The sequence below is a fragment of the Pseudomonas sp. GL-B-12 genome, assembly GCF_019955895.1.
Classification (GTDB): domain Bacteria; phylum Pseudomonadota; class Gammaproteobacteria; order Pseudomonadales; family Pseudomonadaceae; genus Aquipseudomonas.
The window spans coordinates 15,184-31,274 of sequence record NZ_JAHBCX010000031.1; the positions used below are offsets into that span (position 1 = coordinate 15,184).

15 protein-coding genes are annotated in these 16,091 nt (G+C 60.4%); 4 read left to right on the top strand and 11 right to left on the bottom strand.

Features of this window, described 5'->3' with window-relative positions; translation table 11 throughout:
• Nucleotides 1-75: 75 nt before the first annotated feature.
• On the bottom strand, nucleotides 76-1,758 hold the full coding sequence (ilvD, locus tag KGA85_RS17345) for a dihydroxy-acid dehydratase (protein WP_223456057.1): 1,683 nt from the start codon (nucleotides 1,756-1,758) through the stop codon (nucleotides 76-78).
• Nucleotides 1,759-2,149: 391 nt separating this feature from the next.
• Between ilvD and mqo the strand changes: the two genes are divergently transcribed.
• Nucleotides 2,150-3,796: a malate dehydrogenase (quinone) gene (gene mqo, locus KGA85_RS17350; protein WP_223533316.1), complete on the top strand. Its 1,647-nt coding sequence runs from the start codon at nucleotides 2,150-2,152 to the stop codon at nucleotides 3,794-3,796.
• Nucleotides 3,797-3,898: 102 nt separating this feature from the next.
• On the opposite strand, the gene KGA85_RS17355 is transcribed toward mqo, so the two are convergent.
• Entirely contained in the window at nucleotides 3,899-4,279 is a 381-nt protein-coding gene (locus tag KGA85_RS17355; protein ID WP_223456055.1) for a hypothetical protein, read from the bottom strand.
• 570 nt (nucleotides 4,280-4,849) lie between these two features.
• On the opposite strand from KGA85_RS17355, the gene KGA85_RS17360 reads away from it, so the two are divergent.
• The 3 genes from KGA85_RS17360 to KGA85_RS17370 all read left to right on the top strand — a co-directional run bounded on the left by KGA85_RS17360 (nucleotide 4,850) and on the right by KGA85_RS17370 (nucleotide 7,473).
• Nucleotides 4,850-5,158, top strand: a complete 309-nt coding sequence (locus KGA85_RS17360; protein ID WP_223543267.1) for a DUF6124 family protein — start codon at nucleotides 4,850-4,852, stop codon at nucleotides 5,156-5,158.
• 400 nt (nucleotides 5,159-5,558) lie between these two features.
• The gene (locus KGA85_RS17365) at nucleotides 5,559-6,818 is read left to right on the top strand and encodes a molybdopterin-dependent oxidoreductase (RefSeq protein ID WP_223456053.1); all 1,260 of its coding nucleotides are present in this window, start codon (nucleotides 5,559-5,561) and stop codon (nucleotides 6,816-6,818) included.
• Between the two features lie 10 nt (nucleotides 6,819-6,828).
• Nucleotides 6,829-7,473, top strand: a complete 645-nt coding sequence (locus tag KGA85_RS17370; RefSeq protein WP_046040396.1) for a c-type cytochrome — start codon at nucleotides 6,829-6,831, stop codon at nucleotides 7,471-7,473.
• Nucleotides 7,474-7,549: 76 nt separating this feature from the next.
• Here the strand turns inward: KGA85_RS17370 and KGA85_RS17375 are convergent, their stop codons facing one another.
• The 9 genes from KGA85_RS17375 to KGA85_RS17415 all read right to left on the bottom strand — a co-directional run bounded on the left by KGA85_RS17375 (nucleotide 7,550) and on the right by KGA85_RS17415 (nucleotide 15,812).
• Nucleotides 7,550-8,356: a glycosyltransferase family 2 protein gene (locus KGA85_RS17375; RefSeq protein ID WP_223543268.1), complete on the bottom strand. Its 807-nt coding sequence runs from the start codon at nucleotides 8,354-8,356 to the stop codon at nucleotides 7,550-7,552.
• 243 nt (nucleotides 8,357-8,599) lie between these two features.
• Complete coding sequence (locus KGA85_RS17380; protein WP_223543269.1) at nucleotides 8,600-10,180, bottom strand: arylsulfatase; 1,581 nt, start codon at nucleotides 10,178-10,180, stop codon at nucleotides 8,600-8,602.
• A gap of 84 nt (nucleotides 10,181-10,264) precedes the next feature.
• Nucleotides 10,265-10,897, bottom strand: coding sequence for an SDR family NAD(P)-dependent oxidoreductase (locus KGA85_RS17385; RefSeq protein WP_223456050.1), 633 nt, complete (start codon nucleotides 10,895-10,897; stop codon nucleotides 10,265-10,267).
• Nucleotides 10,894-11,538 (bottom strand): TetR/AcrR family transcriptional regulator, encoded by a 645-nt coding sequence (locus KGA85_RS17390; RefSeq protein ID WP_223456049.1) that lies wholly within the window; start codon nucleotides 11,536-11,538, stop codon nucleotides 10,894-10,896. Before KGA85_RS17390 ends, KGA85_RS17385 begins: the two co-directional genes overlap by 4 nt.
• A 205-nt stretch (nucleotides 11,539-11,743) precedes the next feature.
• Nucleotides 11,744-12,568: an SDR family NAD(P)-dependent oxidoreductase gene (locus KGA85_RS17395; RefSeq protein ID WP_223456048.1), complete on the bottom strand. Its 825-nt coding sequence runs from the start codon at nucleotides 12,566-12,568 to the stop codon at nucleotides 11,744-11,746.
• A gap of 30 nt (nucleotides 12,569-12,598) precedes the next feature.
• On the bottom strand, nucleotides 12,599-13,015 hold the full coding sequence (locus KGA85_RS17400) for a MaoC family dehydratase (RefSeq protein WP_046040402.1): 417 nt from the start codon (nucleotides 13,013-13,015) through the stop codon (nucleotides 12,599-12,601).
• Between the two features lie 14 nt (nucleotides 13,016-13,029).
• On the bottom strand, nucleotides 13,030-13,470 hold the full coding sequence (locus KGA85_RS17405) for a MaoC family dehydratase N-terminal domain-containing protein (protein ID WP_223456047.1): 441 nt from the start codon (nucleotides 13,468-13,470) through the stop codon (nucleotides 13,030-13,032).
• A gap of 29 nt (nucleotides 13,471-13,499) precedes the next feature.
• Nucleotides 13,500-14,684: a lipid-transfer protein gene (locus tag KGA85_RS17410; RefSeq protein ID WP_223456046.1), complete on the bottom strand. Its 1,185-nt coding sequence runs from the start codon at nucleotides 14,682-14,684 to the stop codon at nucleotides 13,500-13,502.
• Between the two features lie 27 nt (nucleotides 14,685-14,711).
• Nucleotides 14,712-15,812, bottom strand: a complete 1,101-nt coding sequence (locus KGA85_RS17415; protein WP_223533330.1) for an acyl-CoA dehydrogenase family protein — start codon at nucleotides 15,810-15,812, stop codon at nucleotides 14,712-14,714.
• Between the last annotated feature and the right edge of the window lie 279 nt (nucleotides 15,813-16,091).

Consider the following 16,091-nt stretch of genomic DNA (forward strand, 5'->3'; position numbering starts at 1 on the left):
TGTGTACGACCTCGATTCCTGTGTGAGCGAGCTTGCTCGCGATGGCGTCCTATCTAACAACACCGTCCTCACGGCCTAAAGATATTTATCCGTCACAGCCCCCTCCGAAGCACTGGAAACAGTCTTCGCATATTTGGCCAACACCCCGCGCGTGTACTTGGACGGCGGCCGCACCCAGTGCGACTTGCGCTCGGCCAGCACGGCATCGGAGACATCCACCGTGATCTGCCGGGTTTCAGCATCGATGATGATCCTGTCGCCATTCTCGACCAGCGCAATCGGCCCGCCCTCAAAGGCTTCCGGCGTGATGTGACCGACCACGAAACCGTGGGAACCACCGGAAAAACGCCCGTCGGTGATCAGCGCCACCTCCTTGCCGAGGCCCTTGCCCATGACCGCCGAGGTCGGCGAGAGCATTTCGCGCATGCCCGGGCCACCCTTGGGCCCTTCGTAGCGGATCACGATCACTTCGCCGGGCTGCACCTCGCCATTGAGAATGCCGGCCAGCGCACCTTCCTCGCCGTGATAGACCCGGGCCGTGCCTTCGAAGCGCAGGCCTTCCTTGCCGGTGATCTTGGCCACGGCGCCGGTGGGCGAGAGGTTGCCGCGCAGAATGACCAGGTGGGAGTCCTTTTTGATCGGCTGGTCGAAAGGCCGGATCACGTCCTGGCCGGCCGGGTAGTCGGGCACGCTGGCCAGGTTTTGCGCCAGGGTCTGGCCGGTGACGGTCAGCACATCGCCGTGCAGCATGCCGGCATCGAGCATGCGCTTCATCAGCGGTTGAATGCCGCCGATGGCCACCAGTTCGCTCATCATGTATTTACCGCTGGGGCGCAGGTCGGCGACCACCGGGGAGACCTTGCCCAGCTCGACGAAGTCATCCAGGGTCAGTTCGACATCCACCGCATTGGCCATGGCCAGCAGGTGCAGCACGGCGTTGGTCGAGCCGGCGAGGGCGATCACCACGCGAATGGCGTTCTCGAAGGCTTTGCGGGTCATGATGTCGCGCGGCTTGAGGTCGAGCTTGAGCAGCTCCATCACCTGCTGGCCGGCGCGGAAGCTGTCCGAGGCCTTGTCGGCGCCAATGGCCTCCTGGGAGCTGGAGCCGGGCAGGCTCATGCCCAATGCTTCAATGGCCGAGGCCATGGTGTTGGCGGTGTACATGCCGCCACAGGAACCGGGGCCGGGAATCGCCACTTCCTCGATCTGCTTGACCTGGATCTCGCTGATATCGCCCCGCGCGTGTTGGCCAACGGCCTCGAACACGGAAATGATGTCGGTGTGGCCGGCGCCCGGCTGGATGGTGCCGCCATAGACAAAGATCGACGGGCGATTCAGCCGTGCCATGCCGATCAGGCAGCCCGGCATGTTCTTGTCGCAGCCGCCGATGGTCACCAGGCCGTCGAAGCCTTCGCAACCGGTGACCACTTCAATGGAGTCGGCGATCACCTCGCGGGACACCAGCGAATACTTCATGCCTTCGGTGCCGTTGGCGATGCCGTCGGAAATGGTGATGGTGTTGAAGATCACGCCCTTGGCACCGGCGGCATTCGCGCCTTTTTCAGCTTCGAGCGCCAGCTTGTCGATGTGCATGTTGCAGGGCGTGACCATGGCCCAGGTCGAAGCGATGCCGATCTGCGGCTTGGTGAAGTCTGCATCGGTAAAGCCCACGGCCCGCAACATGGCGCGTGCCGGAGCGGCCTCCACGCCGTCGATCACTTGAGAGGAGTACTTGCGCAGATCGTCTTTATCGCTCATGACTGCTCCTATCGCTCATGGCTGTTCCTGACACACTCGTTGAGAAAAACAGGATGAGTATAGAAGGCCGGGCGCCCGGGCCCGGACTAACCGGTCGGGAACAGACGCGCGGGTAAGCCTTGTCGTGATATTCTGCGCGCCAACTTGGTTTGACCTATTCAGTTTGCATGTCCTTGAGACGTGCCGACGGAATCACTGTCGCTCAAGTAGCTGAAGCCAATAAAGATAAAAAGTCAGTTCAGAAGGGACATTAAAGTGGGGTCGATGCGGTTCATCGGCCTTGTGTGCCCACCCTGCAATCCTTGAGTGCCGCACCCGTGACTGCCGTGAAACATGGGGCTGTGCGCGTGGGGATGGAAGGGCGGATGGCGTTTTATCATAGGTGCTACAGATGTTTAAGAAAGTGAACACGGCCCTGCTGGGGCTGGCTTTGTCGATGGGGATGTCTTCCGTCCACGCGCAAGAGGCAAAGAAAGTCGATGTGCTGCTGATCGGCGGCGGCATCATGAGCGCGACCCTGGGTGTGTGGCTCAATGAGCTGGAACCCGGCATGTCGATGGAAATGGTCGAGCGCCTCGACGGCGTCGCCCAGGAAAGCTCCAACGGCTGGAACAACGCCGGTACCGGTCACTCCGCCCTGGCCGAGCTGAACTACACCCCGGAAGACGACAAGGGCAACGTCCAGATCGCGAAAGCCGTTGAAATCAACGAAGCGTTCCAGATTTCCCGTCAGTTCTGGGCCTGGCAGGTTCAGCAAGGCGTGCTGAAGAACCCGCGTTCGTTCATCAACTCCACTCCGCACATGAGCTTTGTGTGGGGCGATGACAACATCAAGTTCCTGAAGAAGCGCTACGAAGCCCTGCAGGCGAGCCCGCTGTTCGCCGGCATGCAGTACTCCGAAGACCCGGCTGTGATCAAGCAGTGGGTGCCGCTGATGATGGAAGGGCGTGACCCGAACCAGAAAGTCGCGGCCACCTGGAGCCAGCTCGGCAACGATATGAACTTTGGCGAGATCACCCGCCAGTTCGTCGCGCACCTGCAAACTACGCCGAAGTTCGATTTGAAGCTGTCCAGCGAAGTGCAGGACATCACCAAGAACGAAGACGGCAGCTGGCGCGTCAGCTACAAGAACCTGAAAGACGGCAGCAAGACCGAAACCGACGCCAAGTTCGTGTTCATCGGCGCCGGCGGCGGTGCCCTGCACCTGCTGCAGAAGTCCGGCATTCCTGAAGCCAAGGAATACGCAGGGTTCCCGGTGGGCGGCTCGTTCCTGGTGACCGAGAACCCGACCATCGCCGAACAACACCTGGCCAAGGCCTACGGCAAAGCCTCCGTTGGCGCTCCGCCGATGTCGGTTCCGCACCTGGACACCCGCGTGCTGGACGGCAAGCGCGTGATCCTGTTTGGCCCATTCGCGACCTTCAGCACCAAGTTCCTGAAAGAAGGTTCGTACCTGGACCTGCTGACCACCACGACCACGCACAACGTGTGGCCAATGACCAAGGTCGGCATCAAGGAATACCCGCTGGTCGAGTACCTGGCAGGCCAGCTGATGCTGTCTGACGAAGACCGTATGAACGCTCTGAAAGAGTACTTCCCGAACGCCAAGGCTGAAGACTGGCGCCTGTGGCAAGCGGGCCAGCGCGTGCAGATCATCAAGCGTGACGAAGCCGCCGGTGGCGTGCTGAAACTGGGCACCGAAATCGTCGCTTCGCAAGACGGCAGCATCGCCGGCCTGCTGGGCGCCTCCCCAGGCGCATCGACCGCCGCACCGATCATGCTGACCGTGCTGCAGAAAGTGTTCAAGGACAAGGTCGCGACCCCTGAGTGGCAGGCAAAACTGCACCAGATCGTACCGAGCTACGGCACTCAGCTGAACGCCAGCCCTGAGAAGGTTGCTGAAGAGTGGGCTTATACCGCCAAGGTGCTGGAACTGACTCCGCCACCCGCGGTGATCGCACCGGCCGTGACGCCAGTGACTGTCGACACTGCTGTGAAGGCACCGAAGGCTAATGCTGCGAGTGATATGGCTCTGTAATTAGAGACCCAATCAAAAAAAGCCCACTGAACCGGCGACGGTCAGTGGGTTTTTTTGTGGGCGAAGGGTCACATTTTTCTGGGCATTTTGCTCTTACGTTTCTCACTCCTGATCGAGTAAGTAGTTGCATTGATCAATAATGACATCCAGTTTGATTACCCATGGACGAACTTCGGCTCGCTTCCATTCCCGAGGATCAGCCCAGCCTAGAGCTTTTAGTCGAGCTGAACTAAACAATTCGTAGTCATATTTACTAATCGCAATTGAAGCGCTACTCCAACTGCGAGCTAGTAACGTTTCGGTGGAGCGCGATGGTTCCATACCTTGATCAAGGTCATACAAATAAGCTTTCGTAGCAATCACCGCATCCATGACTAGCTTTAAGGCTTCACGCTTCTTGTTCAGCTCTTCAGCTGTCTCATGGTTTCTTTCCTTCCAAAGCCTTACAGCATCGACAATTGCGGAAAATGCTTCGATAACCATTCGTTGATTCTCTGGTGGCGGTTTTTGGGAGACTCGTTGGACTTGCTGTTCGTTATCAAACGTGCAGGTGTACGAAGGAATGAAACAGTGAATACAGGGGCGAATCTACATTCGATACTGAGGGCAATAACAGAGTTTTCTAGTACCCCGAGACTACTCAATGGTAGGTCAACTCGCCTAATTTTCGAGGCAAGTGTGAACATGTTTTTGACGAGGTAGCGCCACACTAAACCACTAGGGCCCGCTACAAATGGTGGTCCTCCTAGTGGGCTAGATCGCGAACCACAGGGTTATGAGTTTTTTCATATTCACTCGGGCTTGCACATGAGAACCCACCTCGCTAACCTTCGCCCGTCGCTGCCAATTCAGCGAACGGGTGTGGTAGCCCGGTTTCTTCATAGACCCAGAACGCCTCAGGGCGTTTTTTTGTGCTGGCTGCTTTGTGGCGGCTGTGCATGGGAGGCTTCGGCCTGCCGGGTTTCTATGACCGGTCTACCACCCTGTGTACAGCCGTCTCCCTATCTTGCGTGGTAGCGAATGGGGAGGTGCTCACTTCATAGGAGCTTCACAATGATAAAACCAACTCCGAATCCCCCTGATTCAGGCGCGCAGATAGACTCCGATTCCGAGTCCTCATCTAGCAAACCAAAATTGGCCAAGCGCCGTCCCAACCCAATCTTCACCATCGCCCCCAACGTCAACAACGAAACCCTCCTGGTTCACGCCTGTGAAACCCTTGCCTCGGCCAGTGTCATGGCAAGTGAACTGGCGTTTATCCTCAACGGCCCAAAATGCAATTTGGCGCTGGGCATTCAACAGATGATTACCTTGGCAGAGCTATCGGTGAACCGCGTGCTGGATCAGGTAGATCCGCAGTAGCAGGCGAGGGCGGTTTTAGCCTGATGTGAAAAAGCCCACTGAACCGGCGATGGTCAGTGGGCTTTTTTGTGGGCGATGGCACAGGCAGCGCTTTGAACCCGGAGTGTCTACGCCGTCCATAACGGGGGGTCCTGTCATCAATTGTCAAGTCACTGACGCTCAATGAGAAGCAGACAGTTTGGCCCTGACGATACTGATTTGTTTACCGACCACGGTAAGGCGAAACCGTAAGCCTGATACCTCTCCGCCCCGGCGGGAATTTGTATGAGCGAGCGTGCTCGCGATGGACTCAAGTGCGCTACGGTTAGTCAGTAAGCACGCGCTATCGTTAACGACATCGCGAGCAAGCTCGCTCCCACAGTCAGTTGCATCTCAATAAAACAATCATAGAGAGCGCAGAATGAAGTTCAGTTATGTAGACAACAGCCAGCCGACCCGCCGGCGGGTTTTACGCGATGCTTTCACTCTGGCTTTGGCGGCCTCGCCGTTGGCAAGCCTGGCCAGGGCAGCCGACGAATCCGCAGCGGCCAGCGAATCCGCGGAGGAAGTGACCTTTGCCGCCGGCCCACGACCGCTGGTGCAATACCCGCAAAAACGCCCGTTGACCCTGGTGACCACTCGGCCGCCGCATCTGGAGACGCCGTTCCCCGTCTTCAACGAGGGGCCGATCACGCCCAATGACGCCTTTTTCGTGCGTTACCACTTGGCCAATTTCCCGACCAGCATCGATCCGGACAGCTACCGCCTGACGATCAAGGGCACGGTCGACACGCCGTTGTCACTGTCCCTTGCCGAGCTCAAGGCGCTTGCCGAACCGGTTGAAGTGGTCGCCGTGAATCAATGTTCGGGCAACAGCCGTGGCTTCTCGATGCCCCGGGTGTTCGGCGCTCAGTTGGGCAATGGCTCAATGGGCAATGCGCGGTGGGTGGGGGTACCGCTCAAGGCTGTGCTGGAAAAGGCGGGGGTAAAAGCCGAGGCCAAACAAGTGACTTTCCGTGGGCTCGATAAACCGGTGCTGCCAAGCACGCCGGAGTACATCAAGGCGCTGGACATCAGCCATGCCATGGATGGCGAGCCGATGATCGCCTGGTCGATGAATGGCACCGACCTGCCATTTCTCAACGGTTACCCGATTCGCCTGGTGGTGCCAGGCTATTTCGGCACGTACTGGGTCAAGCACCTGAGTGAGATCGAAGTCGTCGACCATACCTTCGACGGTTTCTTCATGGCCAAGGGGTACCGGGTTCCGGATAACGATTGCTTCTGCATTGCCCCCGGCACCACGGCGGCGAAAACCCTGCCGATCTCCAAATTGCCGGTGCGCAGTTTCATCACCAGCGTTAAACACGGCGATGTACTGCCGCTGAACAAAAGCGTGCTGCTCAAGGGCATCGCTTTCGACGGGGGCGTTGGGGTCAACAAGGTGGAGGTGTCGATCGACGGTGGAAAAACCTGGCGCGAGACCCAACTCGGGCAGGACCTTGGCCGTTACTCCTTCCGTGAGTGGACACTGCCGATCACCTTTACCGGCAAGGGCGCCACTCAGTTGATGGTGCGAGCCAGCAACAGTGCCGGCGAGACGCAGCCGCTGCAAGCCGACTGGAACCCCGCTGGCTACCGCCGCCACGTCGTCGAAACCACCCACGTGACCGTCGCCTGAGGAGGGCCGCATGAAACTTGTGAAATGCATGACCGCCTTGCTCTGCGCGGCTCCGGTTTTTCTCACCACCCTGGCTGGCGCCGCACCGCTGTCCATCACACTGCCGCCTGAAACGGCTGTGTTCAAGCCCAGCACGATGCCTGGCTATGCTTTGGCGCAGCAGAAGTGTTCTGTCTGCCATTCGGCCGATTACATCAACTTCCAGCCGCCGGGCATGAGCCTGGCGCAGTGGACCGCCGAAGCGGGCAAGATGCAGCACGTGTACGGCGCTCCGATCAGCGACCAGGATGTGAGTGTTATCGGTGCTTACCTGGCGGTGACTTACGGCAGTGCGAAGGCGAGCGATGCCGATGTTCAGGCGGTCTCCAACCCGCCGGCGGATCAGCCACCCACGGTGTCGGTAGCGAAAGTTGCCTCGGCCTTGCTCCAGGACAACGCCTGCCTGTCCTGTCACGCAGTCGACCATAAGGTCGTCGGCCCGGCCTATCACGATGTGGCGGCCAAGTATGCCAATGACCCGCAGGGGCTGGCCCGGGTCATGTCGAGCATTCAGCACGGCGGTAGCGGAAAGTGGGGGGATGTGCCCATGCCACCGTTCGCGCAGTTGAGCTCGGACGACCTGAAAAGCCTGGCGACGTTCATCATGAAGCAGTGAATCAGCGTTAGCCTGATGCACAAAAGCCCACTGATCCGGCAACGGTCAGTGGGCTTTTTTGTGGGTGCGGGTTTATTCAAGACATCGAGGAGTTGGTCGCGCCGAAGCGCTTGAGAATGTCCTGGTACATTTTCGTCCGTCGATGATCTTGGCCATAGCCGCCCGCAGCAGCGACGGTGCCGGACTGGACGTGGTCCAGGTACTTGAACATTTTGCCGGGCGAAAGAAACACGACTTTGTAGCCAAGCCCGATCACGCGGTCTTGCAGCTCATAACCGGGCACACGGTCATCGATCTGAAAATGCAAACCCTGTTGCTTCATCAGTCTGCCATTCCACAGCGTGCAAAAGCTTTTCACGTAGGTTTCCCGGTAGGGTTTCGGCTCCTTTGATCTCAGGCCCAGCGATTGCTTCAAGCGTCGGTAGTGGTGTTTGATCAGGCGTGAAGTGAAGCGCCACGCGGTCCTTGGCAGTCCGCGGTTGAGTTGCTCGGTGCAACCGACCGCGATGACGTTTTGATCCTTGGTGCAGTGCTCCATCATCATCGCAAAGACGTTTGCATCGAAGACGAACGTGTCGGTGTGCATCAGGAACAGATAGTCGGTGCTGACCCTGGCCAGCGCCATGTCCAGCGCTTTGCCGTGGGCGATGTGCCCCGGCTCTTTGGTAGGGGCATCGCGCTCGATCAGGTTGATCCAGTCGAGCGAGCGCAAATATTCGACGCTGGCGTCCGCCGAATCGTTATCCACCACCCAGACCGCAATGCCGGCTTTTTGGACATGCTCCTGCAACAGCTCCAGGCAGATCCTGGTGAGCTCGGGGGTTTTGTAATTAACCAGAACGATGCTGAACGGTGGTTTGGCGTTTGTATCGACACTACCCATCTTCGAAATACTCGACGACCCGAAAGTGTCGAAGATTAGAGAAGCAACCTTAGCCCAAGCTTAATTTCACACCTCTACGACATAGCCCTGAATGTGGCGAGGGAGCTTGTCGGATCGCCGCACCGTCCCGCTGGACTGCGCAGCAGGCCCATTTTTTGGGGTCGCTTCGCGACCCAACGGGAGCAAGCTCCCTCGCCACGGGTGCGGTGTTTGTCCTCCAGGACTTTCTGAGTGAGAGGCTGCCTACGGTTTGGCCTGGCTTTTCAGCCTCTCTTCGATTTTCGCATCGACCGCCGCGCGAATCTGATCAACGCTGAAACTGGCAGGCTTCTGGCTCGGCGGGTACTCGATGAAGGTCTGCAGGAAGCGCGCAGCCTTGGCCACACCTGCGGCCAGCAGGTAGGAGTTCTTCACGAGCCAGTCGTTGTACTGGTCCGAGACCAGGTCAGCCCGCTCATACGGGTCCATGCGCAGGTTGAACAGCTTGGGCACCCGCAGCGGCACGAACGGGCTGCTCCATACCGCAAAACCACCCGGTTCGCGCTGTTCGGCGAAGACCACTTTCCAGTTGTCGAAGCGCATGGACACCAGCACGCCGTCGTCGTTGAAGTAGTAGAACTCGCGGCGTTGCCCTTTAGGCTGTTGGCCAGTCAGGTAGGGCAACTGGTTGTAGCCGTCCAGGTGCACCTTGAAACTGGCGCCGCCCGAAGTCGGTGCCCAGCCTTTCAACAGCTTGTCCTTCACCTCGGTATCGCCAGCCGCCGCGAGCAGGGTAGGGAACCAGTCCATGCCCGAGAACATCTCGTTCGAAACTTCACCGGCCTTGATCTTGCCCGGCCAACGCACAATCGCCGGTACGCGATAGGCACCCTCCCAGTTGGAGTTCTTCTCGTTACGGAACGGCGTGGTCGCCGCGTCCGGCCAGGAGAACTGGTTCGGGCCGTTGTCGGTGGTGTAGACGACGATGGTGTTGTCGGTGATCTTCAGGTCGTCGAGGGTCTGCAGCAGTTTGCCGACGTCACCGTCGTGCTCGATCATGCCATCGGCGTAATCGTTGCCGGGCATGCCGCTCTGGCCTTTCATCGATTCACGCACGTGGGTGAACACATGCATGCGCGTGGTGTTCATCCAGACGAAGAACGGCTTGTCGGCCCTGGCCTGTTTCTCGATGAACGTTTGCGCGGCGGCGGTGGTTTCGTCGTCGATGGTTTCCATGCGCTTGGTGGTCAGTGCGCCGGTGTCTTCGATCTTGCCGTCGGCGTAGCTGTGGATCACGCCACGGGGAGTCCGGGATTTGACGAAGTCCGGGTCGTCCTTGGGCCAGTACGGGCGCTCGGGTTCTTCTTCGGCGTTGAGGTGGTACAGGTTGCCGAAGAACTCATCGAAACCGTGGTTGGTCGGCAGGTATTCGTCACGGTCGCCGAGGTGGTTCTTGCCGAACTGGCCGGTGGCGTAACCCTGGGACTTGAGGGCCTGGGCGAGGGTGATGTCGCGTTTCTGGATACCGACCGGCGCCCCCGGCACGCCGACCTTGGTCAGGCCGGTGCGCAATGGTGACTGGCCGGTGATGAACGACGAGCGCCCGGCGGTGCAGCTGTTCTCCGCGTAGTAGTCGGTGAACAGCATGCCTTCGTGAGCGATGCGGTCGATGTTCGGGGTCTTGTAGCCGACCACACCCATGGAATAGGCGCTGATGTTGGTCTGGCCGATGTCATCGCCGAAGATCACCAGGATGTTGGGTTTGTCAGCGGCATTCGCCGCCAATGCCATGACCGTTGTCGCCACCATGGCGAGTTTCGGCAGCCACTTTTTTATGCGAGTCATCTGACTGGCTCCTTGTTGACGGGCGTCGCGCAAGGCGACCGGTTCCGATGTTCAAGGGTCGTCAGAAACTAAACGCCACCCGTATCAGGTGGCATAGTTGTCGATGTGCAGCACCGCACCGGTGACGCTGGCACCCGCGCCACTGGCCAGCAACAGCAAGGGACCGTTGAGTTCCTGCAGACCCGCGTCGTTGCCGCGTCCGGCGGCAATCACATTGACCCGGATCCGGTGCGGCGTCAGCGACTGGGCCATGGCCCGGCTCATGCGGATCAGGCTGCTGTTGGAGCGCAAACAAGGGTTGGGCTCTCTGATCGGTCGGGGCGGCGGTTCGATGTTGACGATGCTACCGCCACGCTCGGCCTTGATCATGTGCTGGCTGGTGCAATGGATCAGGTGATTTTTCAGCACCACGTGCTCACGCTCGGCGCTGTTGTTGATCAGTACATCGATGCTGCCCAAGCGCTCTTCGACGGCCTCAAGCGCCGCTTCGATGCTGGGACGGCGGGCGCTGTCGAGGCTGACGATCAGCACTTCACCACCCTCCCAGCGCAGGTCGGCCACCAGCTGCTCAAGTTGCGCAGGGTGTTGCGCGCCGAGGGCCACCCGGGCGCCGGCGAGGCTGATCAGCCGGGCGAAATGGGCGCCGAGTCGGGTGGTGGCATCGGCTACCAGCACGGTTTTGCCGGCCATGGAAAAGGGCTGCATGAGGTCGCTCATGAAACTGCCTCCATCGGCATAGTGCGGCGTGTAATGGCCGCACGGCGCAGAGGTGGGCGAGGTGATGCGATGGGCACGGCACCGAGCATTTTCAGCACCAGTTCCGAGTAATGGCGGATCACGTCGTCGACGCTCCAGCGGCCATCGGCCTGATACCAGACACAGGCATGCGTCAGCATGTTGAACAGGGTGCGCGCCATCAGTTTGGGTTCGGCGCAGCTGAGCGAGCCTTCACGCACGCCTTGCTCCAGCAGATCTTGCAGGCCCCTGAGGTAAACCCGTCGCGCCTGGCGGACCTGGGTCAAGGATTGTTCATCCAGGCTGCGCAATTCCAGGTTGCCGAGAATGGCCTGATCCTGATGTTCCAAGTGATAACGCACATGGCAGGCGATGAACGTGCGCAGTTTCGTATCGGCCCGCGCAACGGCGGGGCGGCTGCGTGCCCATGCCTGGGAAATCCCCTGGAAATATTCCAGAACCAGCTCCAGCAGCAACTCGCCTTTGCCTTGGTAATAGAGGTACAGCGTCGAGGGGTTGATCCCCGATTCAGCCGCCAGTTGCCGAAGGCTCATCGAGCCGTAGCCATTACGCGAGATCAGTTTGATGGCAGCCTGGCGGATATTGGTTTCAGTCATGTTCATGGTGTGATCCTGCGGTCATCGATCTCAAAGTCAGCAGAGCCAATGTGGCGAGGGGGCAGTTGTGGCGAGGGAGCTTGCTCCCGTTCGGCTGCGAAGCAGTCGTATCTCTGCCGATGCGCAGCAACTGACAGATTGTCGGGGGCCGCTTCGCAGCCCAGCGGGAGCAAGCTCCCTCGCCACAGTGGTTTTGCTTGTTGCTTGTCGGTTACTGCAGATTGCCGGCCACCGCGATGGTCTGGGCCGTGATGTAGTTCGACTCCGGCGAGCAGAACAGGTACACGGCGTCGGCCGCTTCCTTCGTGGTGCCCGGGCGGCCGAGCGGGTTGCGCTGGGCGAACGATTTGGCCGCTTCCGGGCTGATGCCGACACGGATGTCGCGGCCTTCGATGTTCACCGTGGCGCCGGCATGGGCGTCGGCGCTGGTCATGCGGGTTTCGATGAAACCGAAGGCCACGGCGTTGACGTTGACCTTGAAGCGGCCCCATTCCCGGGCCAGCGCGCGGGTCATGCCCAGTACACCGGCCTTGGCGGAGGAGTAGTTCATCTGCCCGGCATTGCCGTTGAGCGCCGACACTGACGAGATGTTCACCACTTTGCGGAACACTTCGCGCTCTGCTGCGGCGTCCGCCTGGGCCTGCGCCTTGATGATCGGGTAGGCGGCACGCAGGATGCGGAACGGTGCGGTCATGTGGCAGTCGAGAATCGCGTACCACTGCTCGTCGGTCATCTTCTGGATCACGTCGTCCCAGGTGTAGCCGGCGTTGTTGACGATGATGTCGATGCCGTTGAAGTTGTCCATCGCGGTCTTGATGTAGCGCTCGGCGAAATCCGGGGCGCTGACGTTGCCGTGACACACGGCGGCTTCGCCACCCATCTTGCGGATCAGTTCTGCGGTTTCATGGGCCGGATCGGCGTCCAGGTCGTTGATCACGATGCGCGCGCCTTCGCTTGCCAGTTTCAGGGCGATCTGCTGGCCGATGCCACGACCGGAACCGGTGACCAGTGCGACTTTGCCTTCGAGTTTTGCCATGGGGTGTTGCTCCTCAATTCTTGGGTTTGTTTACAGAGCGATCACAGCGTCACCAACAATTTTGGTGTCGCCGTATTGGTTGGTGGTGCGCACTTCGACCTTGATGCGTTGCTCGCCGTCGACTTCAAAGCGCTCGACGACGGTGCCGGTGCAGGTGATCTGATGACCCAGGTGGGTGATGCCGAGAAAGCGCACGCCGAACTCGCGCAACTGGCGCTGATCGACCCACTGGGTCAGCAGGCGACCGAGGTAGGCCATCGACAACATGCCGTGGGCGAACACGTCAGCCATGCCGGCTTTGCGCGCGTAATCGGTGTCGATGTGAATGGCGTTGTGGTCACCGGACGCGCCGGCGAACAGCGCCAGGGTGGTGCGGTTGATCGGCGGCAGCGCCAGCGGTGGCAGGGTGTCGCCGATGTTGATTTTTTCCAGGCTTATGGCGTTCATCAATGTTCTCCGCTTCAGCTGTTGCGCTGTACGAGCACGCTGCGCAGGTCCGCGACGTGCTCACCGTGCTGGTTGGTGACTCGGGTCTCGCGCACCACGAATTCCAGCGCGCCGCCTTTTTTGTCGTAGATGTCGGCGATGCGTACGTCGAAGCGCAGGGTGTCGCCGGCATAGGCCATGCGGTGATAACGGAACGATTCCTCACCGTGCAGGATGCGTGCGGTGACGATGCCCAGCTCAAAGCGCCAGGCGTTGGACGGGATCTGGAATTCCAGCGAGAACAGGAAGGTTGGTGGCAACGGCAGGTTCGGATGCCCTGCATCGCGAGCGGCCTGCTCGTCGAAGTAGATCGGGTTGGTTTCCCCGGTGGCCTTGGCGAAGAAGCGCAGTTGCCCGGCTTCGGCGGTGGCGAGGAAGGTGGGCAGTTGTCTGCCGATGTGTTTTTTGTCGATCATCTGAGTGACTCCTTGATTACCCGGTCGCTTCAGTTTTTCTGGTACACGGTGACGACGCAGGCGCCGCCCAGACCGAGGTTGTGCTGCACGGCGATGCGCGCGTTCGGCACCTGGCGCTGTTCGGCGGTGCCGCGCAACTGGTGGGTCAGCTCGTAGCACTGGGCCAGGCCGGTGGCGCCCAGCGGGTGACCCTTGGAGAGCAGTCCGCCGGAGGGGTTGGTTACCCACTTGCCGCCGTAGGTGTTGTCGCCGTCGTTGACCAGTTGCTCGGCGCCGCCTTCAGCGCACAAGCCGAGGCCTTCGTAGGTCAGCAGCTCGTTCTGGGCGAAGCAGTCGTGCAGCTCGATCACGTCGATGTCTTGTGGACCTATGCCGGCCTGGTTGTAGGCGATGTCCGCTGCCATGCGGGTCATGTCGAAACCGACCACGCGGATCATGTCCTTGGCGTCGTAGGTGCTCGGCAGGTCGGTGGTCAGGGCCTGGCCGGCCATCAGCACGTCGGTGCGCAGGCCATGCTTTTTCGCGAAGGACTCGGACACTACGATGCTCGCGGCGGCGCCACAGGTCGGCGGGCAGGCCATCAGGCGGGTCAGCACGCCTTCCCACAACATTGGCGCAGCCAGGACTTCTTCCGGGGTGACTACGTTGCGGAATACGGCCAGCGGGTTGTTGGCGGCATGGCGGCTGGCCTTGGCGCGGATTTTGGCGAAGGTCTCCAGCCGGGTGCCGTACTTCTGCATGTGCGCGTGACCGGCACCGGCAAACTGGCGGATGGCGGTCGGCAGGTCGGGCATGCCCACCAGTTCGTTGGTCAACTTGAGGGCGCGCTCGGTGGCCGGGGCGCGGTCGGTCCAGGCGGATCTCAATGCGCCCGGATTCATCTGCTCGAAGCCAAATGCCAGGGCGCAGTCCACCGCACCGCTGGCCACGGCCTGCCGGGCCAGGAACAGCGCGCTGGAGCCGGTGGCGCAGTTGTTGTTGACGTTGATCAGCGGGATGCCGGTCATGCCCACGCGGTACAGGGCTTTCTGGCCGCAGGTGGAGTCGCCGTAGACGTAGCCGGCGTAGGCCTGCTGGATGTCACTGAAGTCCAGCCCGCAATCGGCCAGGGCCAGGCGAATCGCCTGTTCACCCATGATGTCGTAGGGCTCATTGGTCCCCGGTTTCTTGAACTGGATCATGCCGACGCCAGCAACGAACACTTTATTGCTCATCGTTGTTTTCCTTGTTGTTTGAGAGGTTCAGAGCTTGCGCGCGATCATTTCGCGCATGACTTCACTGGTGCCGCCGTAGATGCGGTTGACGCGCATGTCGACGAACGCGCGGGCAATCGGGTACTCCATCATGTAGCCGTAGCCGCCGTGCAGCTGGACCATGTCGTCGATGCATTTCCACAGGGTTTCGGTGGTGTGGAGCTTGGCGATGGCGGCTTCTTCGAGGGTCAGCCGGCGGCGCATGTGTTCGCCCAGGTAGTAGTCGACCATCACCCGCAGGGCGGTGGCCTGGGCCTTGATGTCGGCAAGTTTGAATTTGCTGTTCTGGAAGTCCCATACGGTCTGATTGAAGGCCTTGCGGTCTTTTACGTACTCGATGGTCAGCTCCAGCAGGCGCTCAAGCTTGGCGGCGGCGGACACGGCGATGGAAAAACGCTCTTGCGGCAGCTCACCCATCAGGTAGGTGAAGCCCAGGCCTTCCTCGCCCAGACGGTTGCCCACCGGCACGCGGACGTTGTCGAAGAACAGCTCGGCGGTGTCCTGGGCGTGCTGGCCGACCTTTTCCAGCTTGCGGCCATGCTTGAAACCGGCGCGGCCGGTTTCCACGGCAATCAGGCTGATGCCCTTGGCGCCAGCGGTCGGGTCGGTCTTGCATACGACGATCACCAGGTCGGCGGTCAGGCCGTTGCTGATGAAGGTCTTGCTGCCATTGATCACGTACTCGTCGCCATCGCGCACGGCGGTGGTGCGCACAGCCTTGAGGTCGCTGCCGGTGCCGGGTTCGGTCATGGCGATGGCGAGGATGATTTCGCCTGCGCAGATGCCCGGCAGCCATGTCTGTTTCTGTTCTTCGTTGCCGCAACGGTTGATGTAGGGGGCGATCACGTCGGAGTGCATGCCGAAGTAGGCGCCGCTCACGCCAGCCCGGGCGAACTCTTCGTTGAACACCGCGCAGTGGCCGAAGTCGCCGCCGCCACCACCGTATTCGGTGGGCAGGGTGATGCCGAGCAGGCCTTCGCGGCCGGCCTTGAGCCAGGTTTCCCGGTCGACCTGGCCGGCCTTGTCCCAGGCGGCCTGGCGCGGCAGGCATTCACGCTCGAAAAAACGGCGCACGGTGGTGCGGAACATCTCATGGTCGTCGCGGAAAACGGTTCGGGCGATGTGCACGCAAGACTCCTCAAAAATGCCAGGCCGGCCTTAGGCCGAGCGCTTACGCAAGGCGCGAACTGCGCCTGTGATCTGAGGGTTACGATAGGTGGGGGGGCGCGAGTGAACGCCACCCGAGGTGGGTGGCGGTTAAAAAATCACTGAAGACAACACAATCCCTGTGGGAGCGGGCTTGCCCGCGAAGAGGCCAGCAAATTCAACATCTGTGTTGACTGACACACCGCCTTCGCGGGCAAGCCC

Excerpts from the sequence above, each read along its gene's own strand:
- KGA85_RS17380 (WP_223543269.1), bottom strand. The coding sequence starts at position 10,180 with ATGACTCGCATAAAAAAGTGGCTGCCGAAACTCGCCATGGTGGCGACA.
- KGA85_RS17405 (WP_223456047.1), bottom strand. The coding sequence starts at position 13,470 with ATGATCGACAAAAAACACATCGGCAGACAACTGCCCACCTTCCTCGCC.
- ilvD (WP_223456057.1), bottom strand. The coding sequence starts at position 1,758 with ATGAGCGATAAAGACGATCTGCGCAAGTACTCCTCTCAAGTGATCGAC.
- KGA85_RS17410 (WP_223456046.1), bottom strand. The coding sequence starts at position 14,684 with ATGAGCAATAAAGTGTTCGTTGCTGGCGTCGGCATGATCCAGTTCAAG.
- KGA85_RS17360 (WP_223543267.1), top strand. The coding sequence starts at position 4,850 with ATGATAAAACCAACTCCGAATCCCCCTGATTCAGGCGCGCAGATAGAC.
- KGA85_RS17415 (WP_223533330.1), bottom strand. The coding sequence starts at position 15,812 with ATGTTCCGCACCACCGTGCGCCGTTTTTTCGAGCGTGAATGCCTGCCG.
- KGA85_RS17365 (WP_223456053.1), top strand. The coding sequence starts at position 5,559 with ATGAAGTTCAGTTATGTAGACAACAGCCAGCCGACCCGCCGGCGGGTT.
- KGA85_RS17385 (WP_223456050.1), bottom strand. The coding sequence starts at position 10,897 with ATGAGCGACCTCATGCAGCCCTTTTCCATGGCCGGCAAAACCGTGCTG.
- mqo (WP_223533316.1), top strand. The coding sequence starts at position 2,150 with ATGTTTAAGAAAGTGAACACGGCCCTGCTGGGGCTGGCTTTGTCGATG.
- KGA85_RS17395 (WP_223456048.1), bottom strand. The coding sequence starts at position 12,568 with ATGGCAAAACTCGAAGGCAAAGTCGCACTGGTCACCGGTTCCGGTCGT.
- KGA85_RS17400 (WP_046040402.1), bottom strand. The coding sequence starts at position 13,015 with ATGAACGCCATAAGCCTGGAAAAAATCAACATCGGCGACACCCTGCCA.
- KGA85_RS17355 (WP_223456055.1), bottom strand. The coding sequence starts at position 4,279 with ATGGTTATCGAAGCATTTTCCGCAATTGTCGATGCTGTAAGGCTTTGG.
- KGA85_RS17375 (WP_223543268.1), bottom strand. The coding sequence starts at position 8,356 with ATGGGTAGTGTCGATACAAACGCCAAACCACCGTTCAGCATCGTTCTG.
- KGA85_RS17370 (WP_046040396.1), top strand. The coding sequence starts at position 6,829 with ATGAAACTTGTGAAATGCATGACCGCCTTGCTCTGCGCGGCTCCGGTT.
- KGA85_RS17390 (WP_223456049.1), bottom strand. The coding sequence starts at position 11,538 with ATGAACATGACTGAAACCAATATCCGCCAGGCTGCCATCAAACTGATC.